The sequence below is a fragment of the Shewanella sedimentimangrovi genome (genome assembly GCF_017354965.1).
Taxonomy (GTDB): Bacteria; Pseudomonadota; Gammaproteobacteria; order Enterobacterales; family Shewanellaceae; genus Shewanella; species Shewanella cyperi.
On the sequence record NZ_CP071502.1, the window covers coordinates 571,235 to 591,492 of the forward strand.

The window sequence follows — 20,258 nt, forward strand, 5'->3', positions numbered from 1 at the left end:
GCTTGGCTCGAAACTTGCCTTTAAAAGGCATCTGAGTTTTGTTGAGCACCATAATGAAACAGCAATTTTTCCTGGTTCTGGTGGCAGCCCTGTGCCATTGGACGGCAAATGCAGCCCCTGTCGCTTATGAAAGCGCTTGCAAGTATTGCCATGAAAGTGGAGTGGGGCACTCGCCCAAATTGCACAATCCCGATGATTGGGCGCCCAGGTTGGTTAAGGGAATGGACCAATTGCTTCAATCAGTTAAGCAAGGTCGCAACTCAATGCCGGCTGGGGGGCTCTGTCCCCAATGCAGCGATGAGGAGCTGATGGAGGCCATCCGCTTTATGGCCGGCCACGGTCCACTGCAGCGTTAATCCCCCGAAGGTGGCATGCTGTGACGGCTGTCACCTTTTATTTTTCTTATCTCCAAGGGGATATATCCAAGTTTCACCAATAGTGAGAGTCCCGATTCTGAAAAGCAGGAATCACTTTCCCCCAAAGCCCGCTTTTATTGATCGAGATCAGTTTAATTGGCCCAAAAGCCCCCGAAAAAGTTGGCACTACTTTTGCCTATTAAGAGGTATGCAAGCGGGAACCCTATAAAACGGTGCGGTTGCAGAAAGTGACAGCATCAAAGAAATCTAGCTAATAGTGAGAGATGGGATATGAAAAACTTACTTAAACTCAGTGTGGCGGTGGCAACCGTGCTGATGGCAGGTAATGCCATGGCGACTCAAAACAAGAGTATTGTCGACTCCAAACACAACCTGGGTAGCACTTCAGTTGCAAGTCCTACTAACCAACGGAACAAGACCGATGCCACAACTGAAGTGTGCGTGTTCTGTCATACTCCTCACGGTGGTGTAGCCAAATCTGGTGGTGAGACAGTAGCACCTTTGTGGAACAAAACTCTGCCATCTTCAGCTACTTTCTCCACTTACAGCACTTTGGGCACAGCAACCCTGCAGGGCACAGTTAAATCAGTGGGTTCAGTCTCTATCGCCTGTCTGTCATGTCACGATGGTTCCCAGGCTATGGACGTAATGATTAACCAACCCGGTTCCGGCAACTACAAAGCTGACCGCGGCGCGTTGGAAGGTTTGGGCGGTACTTGGACTCAGTATGGCACCAATATCAATACCACAACCGGCCAGATGGAAACTACTAATCCCGTTCCTGGTTTGGGCACTGACCTGACCAACGATCACCCAATTGGTATCCAGTATGCCGGTGGTCTGATAACTGGCAAAACCAATGCTGACCGTGGTAATTCCAGCGCCTATAAAAACCAGGATTTCCGTGGGCTGACTTCCACCACTATCAACGGTAATACCGTTTGGTATGTGGCTGTAGGTGCAACCAACGATACTACCGGTTTGACAAACCAGGTAGCTGGTAGTGATATCACTCCAGTGTCCGGTATCCGCAACAAGACAGATATGGCGCTCTACACCCGTACCGAAGGCGGTGTGGACCAACCCTTCGTAGAATGTGCTTCCTGTCACGATCCACACCAAGCCGATACAGCTACCTTCCTGCGTATCGATAACAGAGGAAGTGCGGTGTGTCTGGCCTGTCACGTGAAATAATGTGATCCAGCTAGAAAAAGACTAACAGCTCAGGCTGTTAGTCTTTTTGCTATCTGGAGTGCCATGTAAAATCAGTGTTACATTTAAGCAGTTGCTAACATTTCCGGTTTTTCATTATTGGGCACCGGCTGAACAAAAAATGGGGAAGCATATGGGCATAGCAGGCAGGTTTATTATCCCTTGGTTACTGGCAGTGTTGGCACCGGTTGTTATGGCCGAGGAGCCATCCAAAGTACCCCAGTTACCACCTTCTTACACCCAGGTTTATGCCAGGATTGATGGCAATCCTGAGCTTTTGGTGTCCTTCCAGGATTTCTATCAATACAAGCGCCGCAACAAGTATTATCACAGTCAGCCGCCGGAAGCCGAATATGCCTCCTTTCTCGACGCTGTGAAGCGTGAGTGGCTGGAGCAGATAGTGCTGCAAAATTATCTGCAGCAACAAAAGCCGGATTTCCAAGTGGATAACAACGAAGTCGATGCTCAGGTGATTCGCTTCGATGAGCAGATGCAGAACAATCCCGATTGGCCAGTGGTCAAGGATGCTTACCTCAAGGTTTATCGTCAGCGTTTGATCCGCGATCTGCTGTACCGTGCCTATAAAGATGAGTTTGAGAAGAGTGTGACCGTTTCCGAGGAAGAAGCGCGGCACTTTTACGAACAGCACCCGGAGAAATTTACCCAGCCACCGCGCAATCGCGTGTCTTTGATCCTGATGGCTGTTGACCCCTCGGCAGGTGCCGAGGCCTGGAACAGCACCCGTAAACAACTGGAGCAGGTGCGCTTCAGAATTGTAAACGGTGAAGACTTTGCCGAGATGGCGCGGGAGTTCTCCACCGATCCCTCGGCCGAAAACGGTGGGGATATGGGCTTTGTCCACAAGGGCAGTATTTCCAATATTGCCGATGAGGCCCTGTCCAAGATTGCGCCGGGGGAAATGACACCTGTGCTGATGCTGCTTAACGGCATGGCCCTGTTCAGGTTGGATGAAAGATTACCGGAGCAGCACCACAGTTTTGATGAGGTTAAACAAAGGGCTGCTGGCTTGGCGCTGCAGGAAAAAAGCGTGGCGTCCTGGGAGAAGTTCATCACAGAGCTTACGCAGCGGGCCAAGGTTGAAATACTGAGCCAAGACTAGAGACGCCGTCCTTGGCAGGTGCATCAAGGGCCACCCAATGCTGGGTGGCGACAATTTTACTGGGCGTGACGCCGCAATTGGCGGCCGTCACCTGGTTTGATTTGTCTACGCCGCAGTTGATGCAGTACGGCAGTGTTGGCCTGGCTGCCAGTTACTATAAAGGTGAGCAGGATTATGGCCGGGATATGTCATTTATCGGTGACTATTATGGCCGGGCCAACAGCTCAGGCTATATCTACCGTCCCTGGGTGCTGGGACTGAATGTAAACGGGCAGTTGAATGGCCAGCTACAGGAATACGATGTCTATGCCAATCAGTTGTATAACAGTTGGTCTTGGGGTTTGGGAACAGGATTGACCCTGTATCCGGCAGATGAGAGTCCAACCTTTTTTAATGCGGGTTTCTCTCAGTTACGCAGCCAAAGCAGCACGGACAACATCTTTAATACATTAAGCTTGGGCGTCAGTAAAAGTCTTAACTTCAGTGGCAATTATTTAAACAGTAAGTACGCCTTTCGCAATGAAACAGAAAGCGAAAATGGGCGCGACTTCAAAGTACATGAGCTGGAGCTTAATTATACTGGCCAATATGAGGGACACAGCGATTACGGCAGTTTGAGATTGGATAGCCGCAAGGCCTCAGCCGTTGGCTTGGATAATAAAGATTGGAGCCTCTACCTGAGCTACAACCACAGTTTCAATTATTGGGAGAAAAGCTATTCCAATATCGGTGGCAGCTATTCCAGGTCCAATCGCAGTAATAGCCAGTCGGACATCGATCTGAGCAACTTCAGGGTGTTCAACGGCAATAGCTGGAATTTCGTCGACCTGCCTGAGTTGAGATTGAGCCTGAATAACCAGGCTTACAGCCTGGAGCAGGATGGTAGTAATGAAGGCGGGCTGGTCAATATCCAGAATTTGACCTGGTCTTCAAATATGGCGGCGGACTATGACTGGTCCGAGACTCTCAGTAGCAATGCATCTGTGCTGCTGGAAAAAACAGGCACGGTCGGCAAGCTCAATGGCGAGCAGTACTTTGACGAAGACAGTACCCGCTTGGTGGAGCGTCTGGCGACCCGTTGGCGGGATAATTTCGATCTGGGTTTTGCTAAATATAACGCCCATGCGGGCGGCAGTTTTAATGCGTCTCAGGGGGAGCGGGATTCTCAGGATTTGCAACTGGATCTGAGCCATGGGATTCGGCGTGATTTTACACCAGGTTTAGGCTCTGTTGGGCTGTCCTTGACTCAAAGTTATAACCGTACCATTGCCTTATCGGCTAATGAATTGGAAAGCGACAGATTGGCCCACAGTTTTGATGTGAACTGGAACCTGGGGGAAGGTTCGACCAACACCAATATTTTTGGCCGCATCAGCCATGATATGTCGCCCATGGACAGCCGTAACTGGCAGGAGCGTATTGATGTGGGGGTGGAAAGTGCCAGCATGCGTACTTCCCGTTCCAGTTTTGGTGGCCGCATGAATTATGGTTGGAGCAGAGCCGTGTTTGCCGGTTCGGATTTCGAGTCGCAAAGTGCCTGGGGCAATCTCTGGTATATGGAACAGGATCTGTTTGATATTTGGGGCTTGTTACTCGAGGCCACTTTAGATCTGCCGTTGGAGGATTATTTCTTCAACGATGGCAATAACAGGAATGATGTCGCCACATTGGACGTAAAACTGAAGTACAACCTTGGCAGGTTGGAAATCAAGTTCAACTCGGTTTTCAGTGAGACTTCAGAATTCTATTCAATCTCTGCGCGAAGAAAATTTTGATGGTTCAGCCCATCGAATATCGTGAAACCATAGGGGATGCAGTGAGTATGGTGAAAAAAATCAATAAATTGCGAAGCGCTATTTTGGCCTGTGCCACAGCGCTGACCATGCTGGGGCTGGCTATGCCCATGTCGGCCCAGGCCGAATACGGTGACATAGTCATCAACAACTATGCCGATCAGGCCGGTATGAATCCCGTGGTATTTCCTCACTGGTTCCACCGTGCCCGCTTCCGCTGCAAGGTGTGCCATGCGGATCTGGGGTTTAAGTTCAAGGCTGGCGGTAATGAAATCAACATGTTGAAAATTATCGATGGCCAGTATTGTGGTGCCTGCCACAACGGTGAAATTGCCTGGCAGGTGGAAAACTGCAACCTGTGTCATTCCGGCAAGCCGGGAACGTCGACCCAGGTACACGGCAGCACGGTGCAAAAGCTGGTGACTCCCGCCAACGCCAAGAATAAGGGGAAGTAAGCCATGAACGCATTCAGTAAAGTGATAGCCGTATCCGTCGCAATGCTGTCATCGGCCGCAACCCTGGCGCTGGATCTGAAACAGGGCGAAGCCCTGGTGAACGAGCGTTGCTCTGCCTGTCATAAACCCGGTGTCATGGGTGCTCCCAAGATGGGCAACAAGGCCGACTGGGAACCTAGAGCCGCTCAGGGCTACAAGACGGTGCTGGAACACGGTATGAAAGGTCTGAATGGTATGCCACCCAAGGGTGGCGCCGTGGATGTCAGCGATGAAGTCTTTGAATCTGCGGTCACCTTCCTGCTACAAAGTGCAGGTGTACTGGAGCAGGCCAAGTCCGGCAAAGCGGCAACCGCGCCGGCCAAGAAGGCCGAGCCCAAGCCTGCTGCTCCCGCCAAGAAGGAAACCGCCGTCACCGCCAAGGTGATGCAGTCGGCAGAAGGTAAGCAGAAGGTTAAACCGGCACTGAAATTCAATCGCCTGATGAAGAGTGCCGAGGAGTGGAACCCACCACCATATGAGGATGGTATCCACGATCCCGAAGGTGAGGGCGCCTACGCACTGCAACCGCCGAAGGAACTGTTTGAATCCCTGCCCAAGGCCCCCAGCGGTAACAGGGTGGATTGGGTCAAGGCCTTGGAAAATGGCGTGATCACTCCACGTTATGATCGTATGGATCCCAGCAAACAACCCTTTGTGATGGATCTGAACATAGTGCGTGAAGTGAAGGGCTTTATGCCGGACGTGGTTTATCCACACAAGCAGCATACCGAATGGCTGGATTGTTCCAACTGCCACCCTGATATTTTTATTCCCAAGAAGGGGGCCAACCAGATCAGTATGGCGGCCATTCTCATGGGTGAGAAATGTGGTGTTTGTCATGGCAAGGTGGCCTTCCCGGTATCTGAATGCCGCAAGTGTCACTCCAAGAACAAGACTCAGCCAGTCGGCATCAAACAATAGAGGTACGCTGTGAAATACCTGACGTCCCCCTTATTGCTGTTGCTCTTGTCTGCGCCGCTGGCGGCGCAGACCGAGCCCGCTTTCGTGCAAAAGCAGCAGTTGATCGACAAGCTGGTCAGCTCCCAGCCAAAGCAGATGTCGGCCGAAGTTCAAAGAGCCCGTGCCGATATCCGGGAGCTGCAAGCCAAGGCACAAAGGCACTATGATGCCGGGTCGCTGGAGCTGGCATCCGAGTTGCAACGGCAGGCCTTTGCGCTGGCGGTTAAGCTCAGATCCCAATTGGGGGGCGGTCAGGCTGTGGAAGAAAAGAGTCTGGAAAAGTTCAAGGCCATGCTGGCAGTCAGTCAGGATTATGTGCAGCTATTGCGTCAGGAAAAGCAGCCACCGGCGGCGCTGGCGCTGGCCGAGACCCGGCTTGGCCAGCTGAAACAGCAGGCCACCGCCAGTCAGTGGCAAGCATCTTGGGATGAACTGGATGATCTGCACTATGCCTTGGCACTGCAGATCAGTCGCACCCTGGACAAGCAGGAGCGTACCGTTGAGCTCAGGCTGGATACCCCGCAGCAGCAGTACGATTATGAAGTTCGCATATACGACGGCATGCAGTTGATGCTGGAGCGCTCAAAAGAAGGCATGGACAAGGCAACACTGAGCAAACTGCAGCAACAGCTGGCACAGGCTGGTACACTCAGGGAAAAGGCCCGGACCTTGGTGAAAGGTAAGCAAACGGCACAGGCCGTGACTGTTATGGAAGATGCAAACCTGGAATTGAAGCGTGGGATGAGAATGATAGGCATCAACCTGCCTTAGGGAGCTTTTGATGTATAAACAAGGTTTTTCCACTCTAGTGCTTGCCTTATCCCTGGTGTGTGCCGGGATACCGGCAATGGCTGAAACTCTGGCTCCCGAATACCCGCCGCTGAATGTGCAGCCCGAGGGAAAGCCCAGTCGTTATGCTTTTGTGGCCAAGTTGCTGGAAGTCTCCTCCGGTGCCAAACAGGTACAGGCCAGCACAGACCCTAACGTGATAGCCACCTATAACGAAGCCCGCAAGTTGTTTGAGCAGGCCAACACCGCCGCCGACACCGCTGGCATCAACATGTACCTGAACATGGCGGTGGGCAAGATGTACAGTGCCATTCAGGCATCGACGCCCAAAAAAGTCAGTTCAGATAAGTTCAAACAGGATTATGAGCAGCGGCTCAAATCGGTTGACGCCCTGTCCGAGGCTTACCAGCGCATAGTGCAGGAAAAACAAGCCGAAGAGAAAGGCAAGCTGGTGATGGCCCAAGTGGCCAAACACAAGTCTGTGGCGGCTGAGCTGGGCGCAAAAAGTGATTTTCAGGCCGCCAGAACCGAGCTGGATGTGGGTTACAACCTGATCAAAAGCGCCATAGAGCTGCTGCGCGGTGGCGATACCCTGACCCGTACCCTGAGCTTCGCCAGTGCCGAGGAAGAGTACCATTACGAAAAAGATCGTAACGATACCCACTTTATGCTGGTGAACCTGTTGGTGAACAGCAAGCTGGAAAGCAAGCCGCAGTCCTTCAAGGATAAAATTGCCCAGATGGTGCAGGAGGCAACCGAGGCCCAGGAAGTGGCGGAATCACTGGCCAGGAAAGGTAAGCACAAAGAGGCCATTGCCAAGTTGGAGGAATCGACTTCCGTGTTGGTCAAGGCTATTCGCATGGGTGGTATCTTTATTCCCAGCGCCTGATGATAAGAGGTGATATTGCATGAGATTACTCACGGGCGCGCTGCTGATGCTGCTTGGGTTGGCTACGGCCTGGGCGGCAACCGAGCCACAAGACCCCAGGGTCTGGCTGCAGTTGCAGCAGGATGGTATCCACGATCCTGAAGGTCCGGGCGTCACTGTGTTGCAGCAGCCCGAGGAAGCACTCAAGGAGATGCCGCCTGACTTTCAAGGGGTTGGCAATCAGGTCGACTGGGTGAGAGCACTCAATCAAGGCGTTATTCAGCCCATAGATAACCTCTATGAGGCCACCGAGGTGCGCCGTTTGGATCTGGATATCATCATGCCCAATACCGGTGAAATGCCCAGGGTCAGGTTTCCACACAAGGCCCACACGGATTGGCTCGATTGCAGCAATTGTCACGATAAAATCTTTGTCCCAAAGGCCGGTGGCAATCCCACCAATATGTTTGTGATCCTGGCAGGCGAATATTGCGGCCGCTGTCACGGGGCCGTGTCTTTCCCGCTCACCGAGTGCCGTCGTTGCCACAGCGTGGCCTGGTCGGAACCCGTTAAAGGTGGACCTCAGCCATTGCCTTCCAGGGTGTATGAGCCGGTTACGGAACAGGTGGATCCTCGCCTCAAGCAACAAGGGGGCAATCAATGACCAGCTGGCGGCGAATACTGACAGTTTTTTTTATCGGAACGCTGGCCACTGGCCCCGTGTGGGCTGAATACGCCGATGTGGTGCTCAACCGCTATGCCGAGAGCCAGGGGATGCGCCCGGTGGTGTTCCCCCACTGGTTCCACCGCGCCCGGGTGAAATGCAAGGTTTGCCATTCGGAACTGGGATTTGAAATGCGCGCCGGCTCAAACGATGTGCGCATGAGTGACATTATCGAAGGCAAGTTTTGCGGTATGTGCCACAACGGCACTGTGGCCTGGAGTACCGAGCATTGCGATCGTTGCCACAGTGGTAAACCGGGCCTGCCCAGTGGCATCTATGGTGGCAACAAGACAATGGGGCCTTCCATATGGTAATGCGGCTGCTGGTCTGTGCTGTGATTTGGTTGTCACTTGCCGGTTGTGCCAGCGTCGAGACCCAGGCTCGCTTCGAGTTTTCCTCCCAATACAGTAACTTCCCCCTGGTCTGGCCCTCGGTGGATGTGCCCCGTTACCAGTATTTGGGGGACATCATAGGTGAGCAGAATTTTCACCGGGAGTTTGTGCAGCAAAGCAAAATTGCACGCTTTTGGCAGTGGCTGATTGGCGAGGCCGACAAACAGCCCAAGCAGCTGGCCCGGCCCCAGGGGCTGGCGGTGGACGGTGAAGGAAGGCTTTATGTCAGCGATGTGGGTTCCGCCGCAGTACTGATGTTCGACACCAAGACCAATCAGTTTGCCTATTGGGGCACAGAAAACGGCCGGGCCTTCCAGTCCCCCGTGGGACTGGCCATCAAGGACAACAGCTTGTTGGTGGCAGACTCAGAGGCGGCCTGCATTTGGGAGTTGGACAGGTTCTCTGGCCAGTTGTTGAAGCAACATCGTTTTGCTGCCATAGCCCAACCTGTAGGCTTGGCGTGGGCGGCCGACCGGCACCAGTGGTTTATCAGCGATGCCCAGAACCACAGCATACACCAGTTGGATGAGGCTCTGGGTTATGTCGGCCTGCTGGCCGGTGCCCCCGAGCTGAACCGGCCCACCTTTTTGGCCTATCGGGATGGGCAACTGCTTATCGCCGACACCCTGGCGGCCAAGGTGCACAAATTGAGCCTGGACTCGGGGGAACTCTTGTCCCTTGGTCAGCGGGGTGACCGGGTAGGTAACCTCAACCGCCCCAAGGGCGTGGCCTTCGACGGTGGCGGACGGATTTACGTGGTCGAGTCCTATTTTGATCACCTGTTGATTTTCAATCAGCAAGGTGATTTTTTGTTGCCCATAGGGGGCAGCGGTGCCGAGCCGGGCAATTTTATGTTACCCTCGGGCGTGATAGTGGATGGGCAGAACCGGGTGTATGTCAGTGATATGCTTAATGGCAGGGTCACTGTGTTTCAGTACCTGGGCACGGAGTGAATGGAACGCAATGAAAGTCATAGCTTGGTGTGCATTGCTGGGTCTTTTGGTGAGCCTGTCGCTGATAGCGGCTGAGGCTGCACCTTCCTCCAACATCATTATGACCAAACACAACCTGTCATCCCTTGGCAGCAACACGGTTAAGGCCAACACCGAGAGCCAGATTTGCGTTTTTTGCCACACGCCCCACGGTAGTGACAACACCCAGGCCGTGCCGCTGTGGAACCGGCAGTTAAATACCGGTGCCACCTACCAGGTTTATACTTCCTCTTCGCTGCAATCCGAGACCGTGTTGGCCCCGGGCGGCGCCTCCAAGCTGTGTTTGTCCTGCCACGACGGCACTGTGGCCATAGGGGCGGTGAATGTGGCCAATGGTCAGCTTAACCCCAGCATCGCCATGAGCGGCACCCAGCCCGACGGTACCATGCCGGTGGGCAGCGGTGCCCAAACCGGTTTTACCCGCCGTATCGGCACCAACCTGACCAACGACCACCCCATTTCCTTTACCTTTGATACCACCCTGGCAAATGCCGACGGCGAACTCAGGGACCCGGCCTCGGTCAGCCACATAGGGACCCGCGGCAACGGGGTCTATCCCCAGTTGCCTTTGGATCATGAGGGCAAGATGCAGTGCACCAGCTGCCACGACCCGCACCTCTACGACCCGGACGATGCCAAACGCAAGTTCCTGCGGGCCAACCGCTTACAGAAGGTGACGCCCGCAGGTGGCGCCTTTGATGCCAATAACGACATTATTTGCCTGGGCTGCCACGACAAGGAAGGGGATGCCTGGTCCAAGTCTGTGCATGCCAGCAGCACCACGGCCAATTACACCTACACAGATGCGGCGGCGAACCAGCGCGAATTTCCACTCGGCACCAAGGTATGGCAGGCAGGGTGCTTAAACTGCCACGATACCCATACCGTGGAAGGCTCTCGCCGCCTATTGCGGGAAGGCACCGACAGCACGGCCTCGCCCAAATCCGGTGGCAATCCGGCCATTGAGGAAACCTGCTATCAGTGCCACAGGGAACTGAGCAACAGCGTGGTGCAGGAAGCGGGTATTCCGGACATCCGTTCCGATTTTACCACCAAGAAATACAAGATGCCGATCACCAATTCGCATCAGGCTGAGATTGAGCCCCACGATATCAAGGATGCGGATTTCACCGAGGATCCCAGCCGTACCGGCAATGGCGATCTGCAAAAACGCCATGCCGAGTGCACCGACTGCCACAACCCCCACAGGGTAATGAAGGCGCCGCTGCTCAATGCCACCGCGCCAGGTAGTCAGGGCACCCATACCCACAGCGGCTCTTCCACACACACCAATATTGCTTCCGGTGCCCTTAAGGGCTCCATCGGGGTGGAACCTGTATATAGCTCGAAATTATTTCTTTCCGATCCTATAGCTGCCAATAACGCCATCAGCTTTATCGTGAAGAAGGGCGTACCCCCTGCCGGCGGTGGCACCGAGGTGACCCAGCCCTATGTGACCCGGGAATATCAGGTGTGTATGCGCTGTCACTCGAATTATGGCTTCGGTACCACGCCGCCTTCTCTGGGTGCCAGCACCGGGGCTGGTAAAGAATCCGCAATCGGCGGCACCCCGGTCAATACCAACGGCGTGACCCAGCTAACCAATCAGGCGATGGAGTTTCAAGCGCCGACGGACCATCGTGGTTATGTTGATGGCACCACAATTCCAACACCGACAGGTTGGACCGCCGGAAACAGCCGCTCCTGGCATCCGGTGATGGACAAAACTGGTCGAACAGCAGGCAACATTCGCAGTGCTGCTCGCTGGTACCAGCCGTGGAAGAACATAGGTAATCAAACCATGTACTGCACCGACTGTCACGGCAGTGATAATACCGGAACAGGAAGTAATACCAACCCGAATGGCAGCGCCCCAAGCTCCGGTAAGCCCTGGGGGCCCCATGGTTCAAACAACTACTTTATCTTGCGTGGCGTTTGGTCCAATCCGGAAAATAGTTTTGGTACCGACGCGATTTGCTTTAAATGCCATACGACTGGGTATCGAACTGAGCCAGGGGCTGGTAGCGCTACCGGTTTTTGGAACCCCAAAGATGATAAAGGAAAGGATGACTTGCATGAACATCACTCTAAAGTGATATCAACCTCAAACGGTAATAATCTGCGATGTACCTACTGCCATGTTGCAGTCCCCCACGGTTGGAAGAACCGGGCCTTTTTGGTGAATCTCAATGACGTTGGTCCCGAAGGTGGTAAAACGGACGGAACAAGTGTTAGTGGAAGTGTATTTAATTACGGGCCTTATTACCGAAACGCCACGCTTAGGATCAGAACCTGGGATCCAAGTGGTAGCTGGAGAGAAAATAGTTGTGGTGAGCTGGGAACTAACGGGAGTCGCGGAAGATCGTGGATGCAGAGTGCATGCAAATAGTGGACTTTGGTTTGCCAGCTCGAATGGCGTCTCTTAAATTGACCCTCATGTCCATTGCCCTGCTGTTGCTGGCCGTGGTCGCGGCCAATCTCTTGGGTTGGCCCTATGCCGAGGCCATAGCGGCACCGGTCTTGCTGCTGACGGTTAACCTGATTTTCGCCATCCTCTACCAACCTGCCTTTAAGCGTGACAGCAGTTTGTTACTGTTCCATGTGGCCCTGGCCATGCTGTTGCCGGTTGCCCTGTACGGCAGTCTGGCGGGATTTCAGGGCCGCTTTGAATTGCCGGAAGGTGCGGGCTTTGCCCCTGAGCAGTTGGTGATAACACAGCAGGGTCCCCTGCACCCCTATTCCCTCGATGAACTGTCACTGTCGCTGCAGGCGATGGAGGCCACCTATGTGCCGGGCAAACGGGCCCAGCGGCTGCGGGCGCGGGTGTGGCATGACCAAGAATCATGGGTGGTGGCCGAGCACCTGCCGCTGGTGTGGCGCGGTTATCGCATCAATGTCTCCAAGAACATAGGTTTCAGCGCCCTGTTGCAATTTACCGACGGAGCCGGGCAAACCCTGACCCATGGGGTGAATTTCCCCTGGCTGGCGGCCAATGAACTGCGCCAGGCCAATGAAGTGGCCTTGCTGGGCGAGCCCTTCTGGCTCAAGCTGGAAGGGGTGGAGTCCATGCTGGAGGGCAGCATGGAGGCGGTGGATTTTGTGCCACCCGCCGCTGCCTTTTTGGTGCTGCGCCAGGGCGAAAGGCGAGTGGAGCTGCGACCGGGGCAGGAGATTGCCATCAACGGTGGCCGCCTGCGATACCTTGGCCTTGGCAGTTGGCAGGGCTTTGAGGTGATTTACGATCCGGCCAAGCCTTTTTTGCTCGCCATTGGCCTCATTCTTTGCGCCGCCATGGGCTGGTACTTCTACCGCCGCTTCAGTCGTTATGACTGGGCGGCTTCAACCGCTGCGACCAGGCCGTCTCAGTCTCCGACAGATGCTGCTTAAGGATTCTGCGCGCCGCTCAACTCCCGGCTGATGATATCGGCGTCCACCTCGGGGGTCAGGGAGACCGAGATGGGGAAGCTGACAAAATGGCCGCGGCCCTCGGCATTGTCATCGTGGATGGCGATGGCAAAGGTGTAAACCTTGCCCGCTTGCAGCGACTTGTCGGTTTTGCTGTCACCCGTGCTCAGGGGCCGTTTGAACGCCAGGGTATAGATGCCTTTGTCCCAGCTGGCTTCGATGCGCTGTATCTCGCTGCTGTGGGCCTGCTGGCGGGACACATAGTATTGCGGCAGCAGGGCGCCCTTGGGCAATTTGGCGGCATCGAAAGGCACTGTGTTATGGCCCTCGACCAGGGTCAGCAGGCCTTGCTGTTTTACCAGATCCAGCTTGTTAAGGGCGCTGCGGCCCTGCACCTCAGGGTTGAACATCCAAATGGGTTCACCGGTTCTGGGATTAAAGTTGAGGCGGACGCTGGGCTCACCCGGATCCTGATAACGGCTGTCGAGCAGCCAACCGTCATCCACTATCCCCAGCACCCCGGATGTGGCCGAGTGCCACTGCCAAACATCGGCAAACTGGCCTTCAGCCTGTTGCTGCATCAGCTCGGTTTCGCTCAGGGGCTTGGCACGGGTGCCGCGACCGCTGTGGCTGGCGGGTAAAAATTTGTTGTTACCGGCCCCCACCGCGGCTAAATAATCTTTGAGTCCTGGCCCCTGTCCCTTGGCGGGCTTGCCCTCTTGCGGCAGGTGACAGCTGAGAAAGCATCCCTGACTGCTGAACAGGGGGATGCTGCCATCGTCCCACATGATAGAAAAGGCTTCTTCCGCCGGCGCGTTGAATTGCAGTGGCTGCCATTGGCCATTTTCCAATGTCAGCAGACTGTGCAAGCGCGCCGGCTTGTTGGCCTGCCCCTGCCAGCGGGCCCTGACATGCAGGAAGCTATTGTCATGGGCGATTTGCAATTGCAGCCGGAGGGCGCCCATCTTGCCGGGATAGCTGTCCTGGCTGCCTTTGACCAGCATATTGCCGAGCCCGTATTCCTCATCCTTGTGGCAGGCGTTGCAGCGCCGCTGCTCAAAAAAAGGGTCCTGGTAACCCGGGTGACGGCTGGAATTAAGCCATTCAAAGCTGACCTTGCCGGGAAAAAACAGGGTGCGGCTCTCCACGGGCACATCGTTCCAGTTCACTTCCGACCAGGTGTCCGTCAGGGTCAGGGGCTCGGCCTGGGCAAGGGGCCAGGCCAGCAGTCCCAGAAGTACCGGCAGTGCTGATTTCATTTGTTGCTCCCCAGCATTCGTACGAGGGTGATGTCCTTGAGTATAAAGTGATGATAGAGGGATGCGGCCACATGGACCAGCAACAGGGCGGTGCTGCCCCATACCAGGCTCTGGTGCAATTCGCTGGCAAACCGGATCAGCCAGCCGGTGCGTTCGGGAAAGCCCGACCACAGGGTGATACCGAAGAACAGCATGGGTTTGGCCTTGGCGGCGATCAGCAACATGCCGGATAGGGGGATCAAAAAGATCACCAGGTACAGGGCATAGTGGCCCATACAGGCCATGACGCGGGCAAGGGGACTGCCGAGCGCCTTGGGTTTACCCACCAGATGCAGTGTCACCAGCCGCAGTATGCTCAGCAACAGGACCAGCAGCCCAATGGCGTAATGGGTCTCCAGCAAGAATACATCCAGAGACGGTGTGGCCAGTGCCTTCCAGGCCATAAGGAAGGCCAGTGAACACAATAAGGCGGTCAGCAGGTGAATGCATTTGCTGAAACAGTGGAAGTGTTTAACGGATTTGTCTGTTGCCATTTTGGATGCCCTCCGCAGTGGTCTTGGCGCTATTCTGGCACCTGCGGCAGCGGCATTTTGTGATTCGAGTGGAATAAATTAATTAGCCTTGCTGAATATAACGCTGAAAAGGCGAGCAATTGATGACTTTGTGATCCTGCTCGGATTTTGGATGCCGGCAAGGCGCTAGGCAGAACCCACAACGTCTTTGTGGGACGTTGTGGGTCACTCAGCTCAGTGCTTGTCCTTATAGTATTCCTTCCATTGATCCGACACACCGGGATGCAGCTGGCTGTGGCAACGGGCGCAGTCGGTGAGGGTAAAGGCCACCACACCGTGACAGGTGCCGCAATACTGACCTGAATAGATGCTCGCCATGGAGATGTCGGCCGTGCCCGTTTTCTGGGCAAAAATATCATCGTGGCAATTGGTGCAGGCCAACCACTCGCTGTGGGTTTGGTGCGGGAATTTGACCCAGGGCATATTGGCCGTGTCCTTGAACACTATATCGTGTTTCCACACCGGCATTTCTTCGGGCTCACCAAACTTGTTCACCCTGGGGGCTATTACGCCCTCGCGCAGCAGCGCCGCCCAGTCGGGTTTGCCAAAATCGTTCAGCGGCAGGTCGGCAAAGGCTGCCTTTTGTGATTGCAGCGCCTGCAGGTCCGGGTTGGCAAGATTGTGGATGCCGTCATCCCATTCAGCCAGGGCCTGCTCATCGTTATTGGCCTGGGGAGTATTGAGGCGAGGGATTTTGCCCTTCACCAGACGCACGTTGTAGGAGGCGGTTTTGGTCAGCACAGTGGATGGCACGCCGGTAGCAAAGTCCAGGGTCCAGGCATATTCAGGGTTGTTGGCAAAGGGGGTGGATGACCAAAAACGCCAGCTGGGGGTGTTGGGGAACATATGGCTGTTGATGGCCGGATCCTGGCAGTCGTACTTCACCAGGGTTTGCAGTTCGTCTATGGTGGGCACCCGCCAGCCATCCTGCCCGGTTTCCTTGATGGTGCGCTCAACGGCGCTGTCCAGCTGGGAATAAGTGAACCAGGATTTGATCATGCGTTTACTGGACTCTTCGCAGCTGGTGCCGTTCCAGAATTGCCCGACGGAGCAGCGCTGCCACAGCAGGCCGGTAACCCTGTCCCGCACCAGGCCCGTGTCTTCAAAGACAATAAAGCGTTGGTCGGGCTGGGAGGTTCCCGGGCGGCAACTTTGCTCAGCGAGACTCTGGCTTGAAAACAGCAGGCTTGAAAACAGCAGGCTTGAAAACAATAGGGTGGAGAACTGCAGGGCGCAAATCAGTAACGGTTTAGTGCTTGGCTTCATCTTTCTCGGTCACATCTTTATCGGTCACAGTATTTTGTGACACATAGTCAGGCTTCAATTTTTCTTCCCATAGCCAAAGCGCCGCCCTTGCTTTGTTATCGAATGCCTTATCGTGCTCAAGGTGAAGAAAGGTTTGCATATATTCTTTGGCAAGGCGTAACTCGTTGCCCGCTTCCGCAACCAGAGCCAGACCGTAGTAGGCGTTGGCCTGATCGCTGTTGAGATCCAGTGCATGTTCGAGTGCGCTGCGGGCAAAGTCCCATTGCTCCAAGGCGATAAAGGTGTAGCCCAGATTGACCTGTGCTTCGACCACATTGGGATAGCGACCGATAAATTCGTGCCATTTCACCAGCGCCGCTTCATGGTGTCCATATTGCATCAGGGTCACGGCATCGTTGAACGCCTGTAGCTGTTGGTTCTGCTGTGCCGTTTTGGCGTGGCCCGCAGGGTCAAGGGCGCCACTGACATAATCGGCCGGTTGTTGCAGTTGCTGCCGGGGTTCAAGTTTGGGCGTGATACTGTCACTGCGCCAGTAGCTGGGGTCTTGGGCCGAGTCCTGGTACTTGTGTTTATGTCCCGTCACAAAGGATTGCGGCAGCAGGCTGAACACAGTGCCGAGCACCAGGGTCGCAAACACGAAAAACACTATGTTACGCAGGCGTTTGTCATTCATGGGCTTAATTATCCGCAGGGGCTGTCAGTGGCCTGAGCTTGTGGCCGACGCGTGATGGGCTGTGGCGGCGCAATTGCCCGGCAATCTTCAAACAAATGGTCGCCGTGGTGGCCAGCATCAACAAGCCACCCACGGCCAAACTGCCATAGAGCAGGTATTGCAGCGAGTCGACCACCCAGATATAACCCGAGGTGACTTTGCGGGCGGCCCCAAAACTGCCAAGGAACCAGAGTGACAGGCTGACCAGCAAGATGCTGCTGCCATACCAGCCCAGGGGCGCTGTGGTTTGTGTCTGGGTCAGCAGTGCCCTGAACAACAGCAGGTTGGTGAGTCCCAACATGGCGTGGTAATGGGCCGGTACCGTCAGGGTGCCATAGGTCATAAATGCCCCCTGCAACAGTCCCAGGGCCAGTATGCCCCCGGCCAGAATGCTGATTCTGTCGTGCAGCAGCGGTTTCAGATCCATCAGCACAACCAGTAACAAAGGAGCGCAACTGGCATACATCATCAATGAGGTAAATAAATCATGGTGCAGTTGCGGCTGGGTGACAGTGCCCTGCCACAGGGCGTACCCCAGGGTCAGCACGGCGGCGATAGGCGGTATGGTGCCGGCCAGTTTGATTGGGAGGCTGTGATTTCCGGGTTTCAGCCACAATGCCGCCAGCAAGGAGCCGACGGCGCACACATAAATATGCCCCGCCGCCCACAGGAGTCTCTGATAGCCGCTCAAGGGATCCAAATTGACCGGCAGCTGGCCATAGAGCAGCGCCGGTGTTGCCATTGCCAGTAACAGGCAGGCCAGTGCCATGCGAAGTAACCAGGCTGAGTTGTCACCGGCCTGACTCAACAGTCCCCGCAGGGCCGTGATGGCCACGGCAATCAGATACAGGCCGAGTCCCAACAGGAAACACCAGGAGGTGGACAGGGGAAAATAATCCAAAGGTACCGGATTGTAGGAAGGCAAAAAGAACGACATCAGCACCAGCAACAGTCCCAGGCCGGCCATCAGGCTCAGTGGTTGACCCTGGTCCTTCAGCAAACGGCTGTGGGTTAATTGGCATACAGAGGCGGTGAGCCAAATGAGAAACGACAGGGTGACATGCAACACCAGCACACCGTGGAAGGCTTCAATGCCGTTGCTGGCCAGTGGCGAATGTGGCAGGCGCATGGCTATGAGCAATATGGCCAGCAAGCTGGCGAGGATCAGGGAGGCGATCGCCAGCAGGCCCCAGCCATTAGCAGTAAGAATTTGAATTCTTTTGCTGATGTTCATCAATGCACCCAAATCTTTGGCTTGTTTCAAAGCATAATGCGTTGGTTTAAGATACCAGAAATGTCTATATGTGGGGACTGTTTTGGATCAACAACTGGAGCTTTTACTGTTGTGGAGTGGCCTGGGCTTATATGCCTTGGCCGGAAGTTGGGGCCTGGCAGTGCTGTTATTATTCCGACGCATATCGGCTTTATTATTTCCCACCATGATTGCCGGATTTTTATTTCATACCGCGGCCATTACCGTGCGTTGGGTGGAATTTGGTTACGGTCCTTTTGTCACTATTTTTGAAATACTCTCCAGCAATATCTGGAGCTTTGTGCTGATCTGGCTGCTGTGTTTCTATCGCTTTACCCGGGTGCGTCAGGCCCTGCTGATGGCCTGCCCGGTGTTCTTTATGATGATGGGCTGGCTGTTGTTGACCAATCCTGGAAAAACCTTCTTCCCGTCAACCTATTACACCGTGTGGCTCTACATTCATGTGGGCTTTGGCAAGGTGTTTCTGGGTGCGGTATTGATGGCCGTCAGCCTGTCGCTAACCGTGCTGCTGCGCTTGCTTGCCCGAGGTCGCTGGGCGTTCCAGGCTTTACCTGCAGATGAAGCCTTGTCGGAATTGGCGTTCCGCTTTCTGGCCGTGGGGCTGGTATTTGACACCCTGATGCTGATTTCCGGGGCCATTTGGGCCCAGGATGCCTGGGGCCGATATTGGAGTTGGGATTCATTGGAAGTGTGGGCACTTATTTCCTGGATTTGTATGGCCTTAACCCTGCATGCCAGATTTGCCCTGGAATTAACGCCCAGAAAAAGTGCGCTGCTCGTCATTGCAGTTTTTTCTGTGGCCTTCCTCACTTTTTTCGGAATCCCCTTTATCTCTCAGTCTGCCCATAAAGGTATAATTTAGCCTTACCTCAACATACGCGGATGCCCGATATGAAAACACGTCTTTGCCTCTCTTCAGTTTCAGCCATGCTGTTGCTCGCTGCCTGTGGTCAACCCCAGCAGGCCGAGACGCCGGCGGCCCAGGAACCTCAGCAACAGGTCACCGGGCAACTGCCCGCGGGCCATCCACAACTGGCCGCAGTAACCCAGGACAGTATCAGCCAGGGCGCGCTTATTGGTGGCGTGGTGGAAGAGGTGTTGGCCGGTGGTGGCTACACCTACGTTAAAGTGACAGTGGATGGTAAAGAGCAATGGGCAGCCGCTCCCATGACCAGTGTCTCAGTGGGGCAAAAGGTGGCTTGGGAAACCAATGCGCCCATGACCAATTTCCGCAGCTCCAGCCTGAACCGCACCTTTGAAACCGTGTATTTCGTATCCCACTTCAACACCCCCGGTATGATGAACCAGGCTGCGGCCCAGCCCCATGGCGCTGATCATGCTCAACCCCATGGCGCAAACCATGCTCAGGCTGCTGCCCCTGCCGGTGTCAGCACGGCTGAAGTGCTGGAAGTGTTTGCCTCTGCCGGTTATTCCTACCTGCGGGTAAATGAAGGCGGCCAGGAAAAGTGGCTGGCGGTACCTGAAACCCAGGTGGCCCAGGGTACAATGATCAGCTGGAACGGCGGTTCCGAAATGAACAACTTCACCAGCCGTTCTTTGAACCGTACCTTCGACTCCATCTGGTTTATTGACCATATCCAGGTCAACTAATCTGAACCACCACCGGTAACTCATACCGGCAAGGTCCTGATGCCAGTCAGCCAAGCTGACTGGCATTTTTTTTGCTGGCAGAAAGCCGCAATTTATATTTCGGCAGTGTCGTTAAGCCGTCTTTTGATAGCGACAGTCAGCGCCGTACCTGTCTAAAAACACCCTTATCTGCATCCAGGGTCTCAGAGCCCGTCAGCTTCAGTTCGAGTCAATTCGTGACGGTAGTCAGTCATGCCTCAAGTGCCGCGGTATCGCACAAGCTCTTTGGCTTACAAGGCTTTTTCCTGCAGCAGCCATTCTCATTTTTGAAAATAGCCCTCAAAAACCTTCTACCTCTTTTTGATTAGAGTCAAATCAAAGTCCGGTCACAGTCAGTAATATCTGCGGCTAATTTTTGGGCATTTATGGCTTGTCGCCAGGCAGCTCGAAAGCTCAACTC

General features: G+C 54.7%; 20 protein-coding genes. 15 read left to right on the plus strand and 5 right to left on the minus strand.

The window, feature by feature from the left end:
- Positions 1–53: 53 nt before the first annotated feature.
- From JYB85_RS02325 to JYB85_RS02385, 13 genes are all read left to right on the plus strand, one after another.
- Positions 54–356 carry a c-type cytochrome gene (locus tag JYB85_RS02325; protein ID WP_207380882.1) on the plus strand — a complete coding sequence of 101 codons (303 nt, stop codon included), beginning with the start codon at positions 54–56 and terminating at the stop codon, positions 354–356.
- A gap of 291 nt (positions 357–647) precedes the next feature.
- Entirely contained in the window at positions 648–1,571 is a 924-nt protein-coding gene (locus tag JYB85_RS02330) for a cytochrome c3 family protein (protein WP_207380883.1), read from the plus strand.
- A gap of 151 nt (positions 1,572–1,722) precedes the next feature.
- Complete coding sequence (locus tag JYB85_RS02335; RefSeq protein ID WP_207380884.1) at positions 1,723–2,709, plus strand: peptidylprolyl isomerase; 987 nt, start codon at positions 1,723–1,725, stop codon at positions 2,707–2,709.
- A gap of 44 nt (positions 2,710–2,753) precedes the next feature.
- Positions 2,754–4,484 (plus strand): hypothetical protein, encoded by a 1,731-nt coding sequence (locus JYB85_RS02340; protein ID WP_207380885.1) that lies wholly within the window; start codon positions 2,754–2,756, stop codon positions 4,482–4,484.
- Positions 4,484–4,957 (plus strand): c(7)-type cytochrome triheme domain-containing protein, encoded by a 474-nt coding sequence (locus tag JYB85_RS02345; RefSeq protein WP_207380886.1) that lies wholly within the window; start codon positions 4,484–4,486, stop codon positions 4,955–4,957. Before JYB85_RS02340 ends, JYB85_RS02345 begins: the two co-directional genes overlap by 1 nt.
- A 3-nt stretch (positions 4,958–4,960) precedes the next feature.
- Positions 4,961–5,917: a c(7)-type cytochrome triheme domain-containing protein gene (locus tag JYB85_RS02350; RefSeq protein ID WP_207380887.1), complete on the plus strand. Its 957-nt coding sequence runs from the start codon at positions 4,961–4,963 to the stop codon at positions 5,915–5,917.
- Between the two features lie 9 nt (positions 5,918–5,926).
- Positions 5,927–6,727 (plus strand): hypothetical protein, encoded by an 801-nt coding sequence (locus JYB85_RS02355; protein WP_207380888.1) that lies wholly within the window; start codon positions 5,927–5,929, stop codon positions 6,725–6,727.
- 10 nt (positions 6,728–6,737) lie between these two features.
- A complete protein-coding gene (locus JYB85_RS02360; protein ID WP_207380889.1) occupies positions 6,738–7,634 on the plus strand; it encodes a hypothetical protein in 897 nt (298 codons plus the stop codon).
- Between the two features lie 19 nt (positions 7,635–7,653).
- Positions 7,654–8,277, plus strand: a complete 624-nt coding sequence (locus JYB85_RS02365; RefSeq protein ID WP_207380890.1) for a c(7)-type cytochrome triheme domain-containing protein — start codon at positions 7,654–7,656, stop codon at positions 8,275–8,277.
- Positions 8,274–8,651: a c(7)-type cytochrome triheme domain-containing protein gene (locus JYB85_RS02370; protein WP_207380891.1), complete on the plus strand. Its 378-nt coding sequence runs from the start codon at positions 8,274–8,276 to the stop codon at positions 8,649–8,651. Before JYB85_RS02365 ends, JYB85_RS02370 begins: the two co-directional genes overlap by 4 nt.
- Positions 8,645–9,682: a 6-bladed beta-propeller gene (locus tag JYB85_RS02375; RefSeq protein ID WP_207380892.1), complete on the plus strand. Its 1,038-nt coding sequence runs from the start codon at positions 8,645–8,647 to the stop codon at positions 9,680–9,682. Before JYB85_RS02370 ends, JYB85_RS02375 begins: the two co-directional genes overlap by 7 nt.
- A gap of 10 nt (positions 9,683–9,692) precedes the next feature.
- Complete coding sequence (locus tag JYB85_RS02380; protein WP_207380893.1) at positions 9,693–12,110, plus strand: multiheme c-type cytochrome; 2,418 nt, start codon at positions 9,693–9,695, stop codon at positions 12,108–12,110.
- A 23-nt stretch (positions 12,111–12,133) separates the two neighbouring features.
- Positions 12,134–13,108 (plus strand): cytochrome c biogenesis protein ResB, encoded by a 975-nt coding sequence (locus JYB85_RS02385; protein WP_207380894.1) that lies wholly within the window; start codon positions 12,134–12,136, stop codon positions 13,106–13,108.
- On the opposite strand, the gene JYB85_RS02390 is transcribed toward JYB85_RS02385, so the two are convergent.
- From JYB85_RS02390 to JYB85_RS02410, 5 genes are all read right to left on the minus strand, one after another.
- Positions 13,105–14,385: an ethylbenzene dehydrogenase-related protein gene (locus tag JYB85_RS02390; RefSeq protein WP_207380895.1), complete on the minus strand. Its 1,281-nt coding sequence runs from the start codon at positions 14,383–14,385 to the stop codon at positions 13,105–13,107. The genes JYB85_RS02385 and JYB85_RS02390 overlap by 4 nt on opposite strands.
- On the minus strand, positions 14,382–14,918 hold the full coding sequence (locus tag JYB85_RS02395; protein WP_207380896.1) for a cytochrome b: 537 nt from the start codon (positions 14,916–14,918) through the stop codon (positions 14,382–14,384). The genes JYB85_RS02390 and JYB85_RS02395 overlap by 4 nt, the downstream gene beginning before the upstream one ends.
- 213 nt (positions 14,919–15,131) lie before the next feature.
- Positions 15,132–16,223 carry an Lcl domain-containing protein gene (locus tag JYB85_RS02400; RefSeq protein WP_207380897.1) on the minus strand — a complete coding sequence of 364 codons (1,092 nt, stop codon included), beginning with the start codon at positions 16,221–16,223 and terminating at the stop codon, positions 15,132–15,134.
- Positions 16,207–16,896, minus strand: coding sequence for a tetratricopeptide repeat protein (locus JYB85_RS02405; RefSeq protein WP_207380898.1), 690 nt, complete (start codon positions 16,894–16,896; stop codon positions 16,207–16,209). Before JYB85_RS02405 ends, JYB85_RS02400 begins: the two co-directional genes overlap by 17 nt.
- 4 nt (positions 16,897–16,900) lie before the next feature.
- Entirely contained in the window at positions 16,901–18,169 is a 1,269-nt protein-coding gene (locus JYB85_RS02410) for a hypothetical protein (RefSeq protein ID WP_207380899.1), read from the minus strand.
- A gap of 82 nt (positions 18,170–18,251) precedes the next feature.
- On the opposite strand from JYB85_RS02410, the gene ccsA reads away from it, so the two are divergent.
- Both ccsA and JYB85_RS02420 read left to right on the plus strand, forming a co-directional pair.
- Complete coding sequence (ccsA, locus tag JYB85_RS02415) at positions 18,252–19,070, plus strand: cytochrome c biogenesis protein CcsA (RefSeq protein ID WP_207380900.1); 819 nt, start codon at positions 18,252–18,254, stop codon at positions 19,068–19,070.
- Positions 19,071–19,099: 29 nt separating this feature from the next.
- Positions 19,100–19,819 carry a hypothetical protein gene (locus JYB85_RS02420; RefSeq protein ID WP_207380901.1) on the plus strand — a complete coding sequence of 240 codons (720 nt, stop codon included), beginning with the start codon at positions 19,100–19,102 and terminating at the stop codon, positions 19,817–19,819.
- Positions 19,820–20,258: the final 439 nt, after the last annotated feature.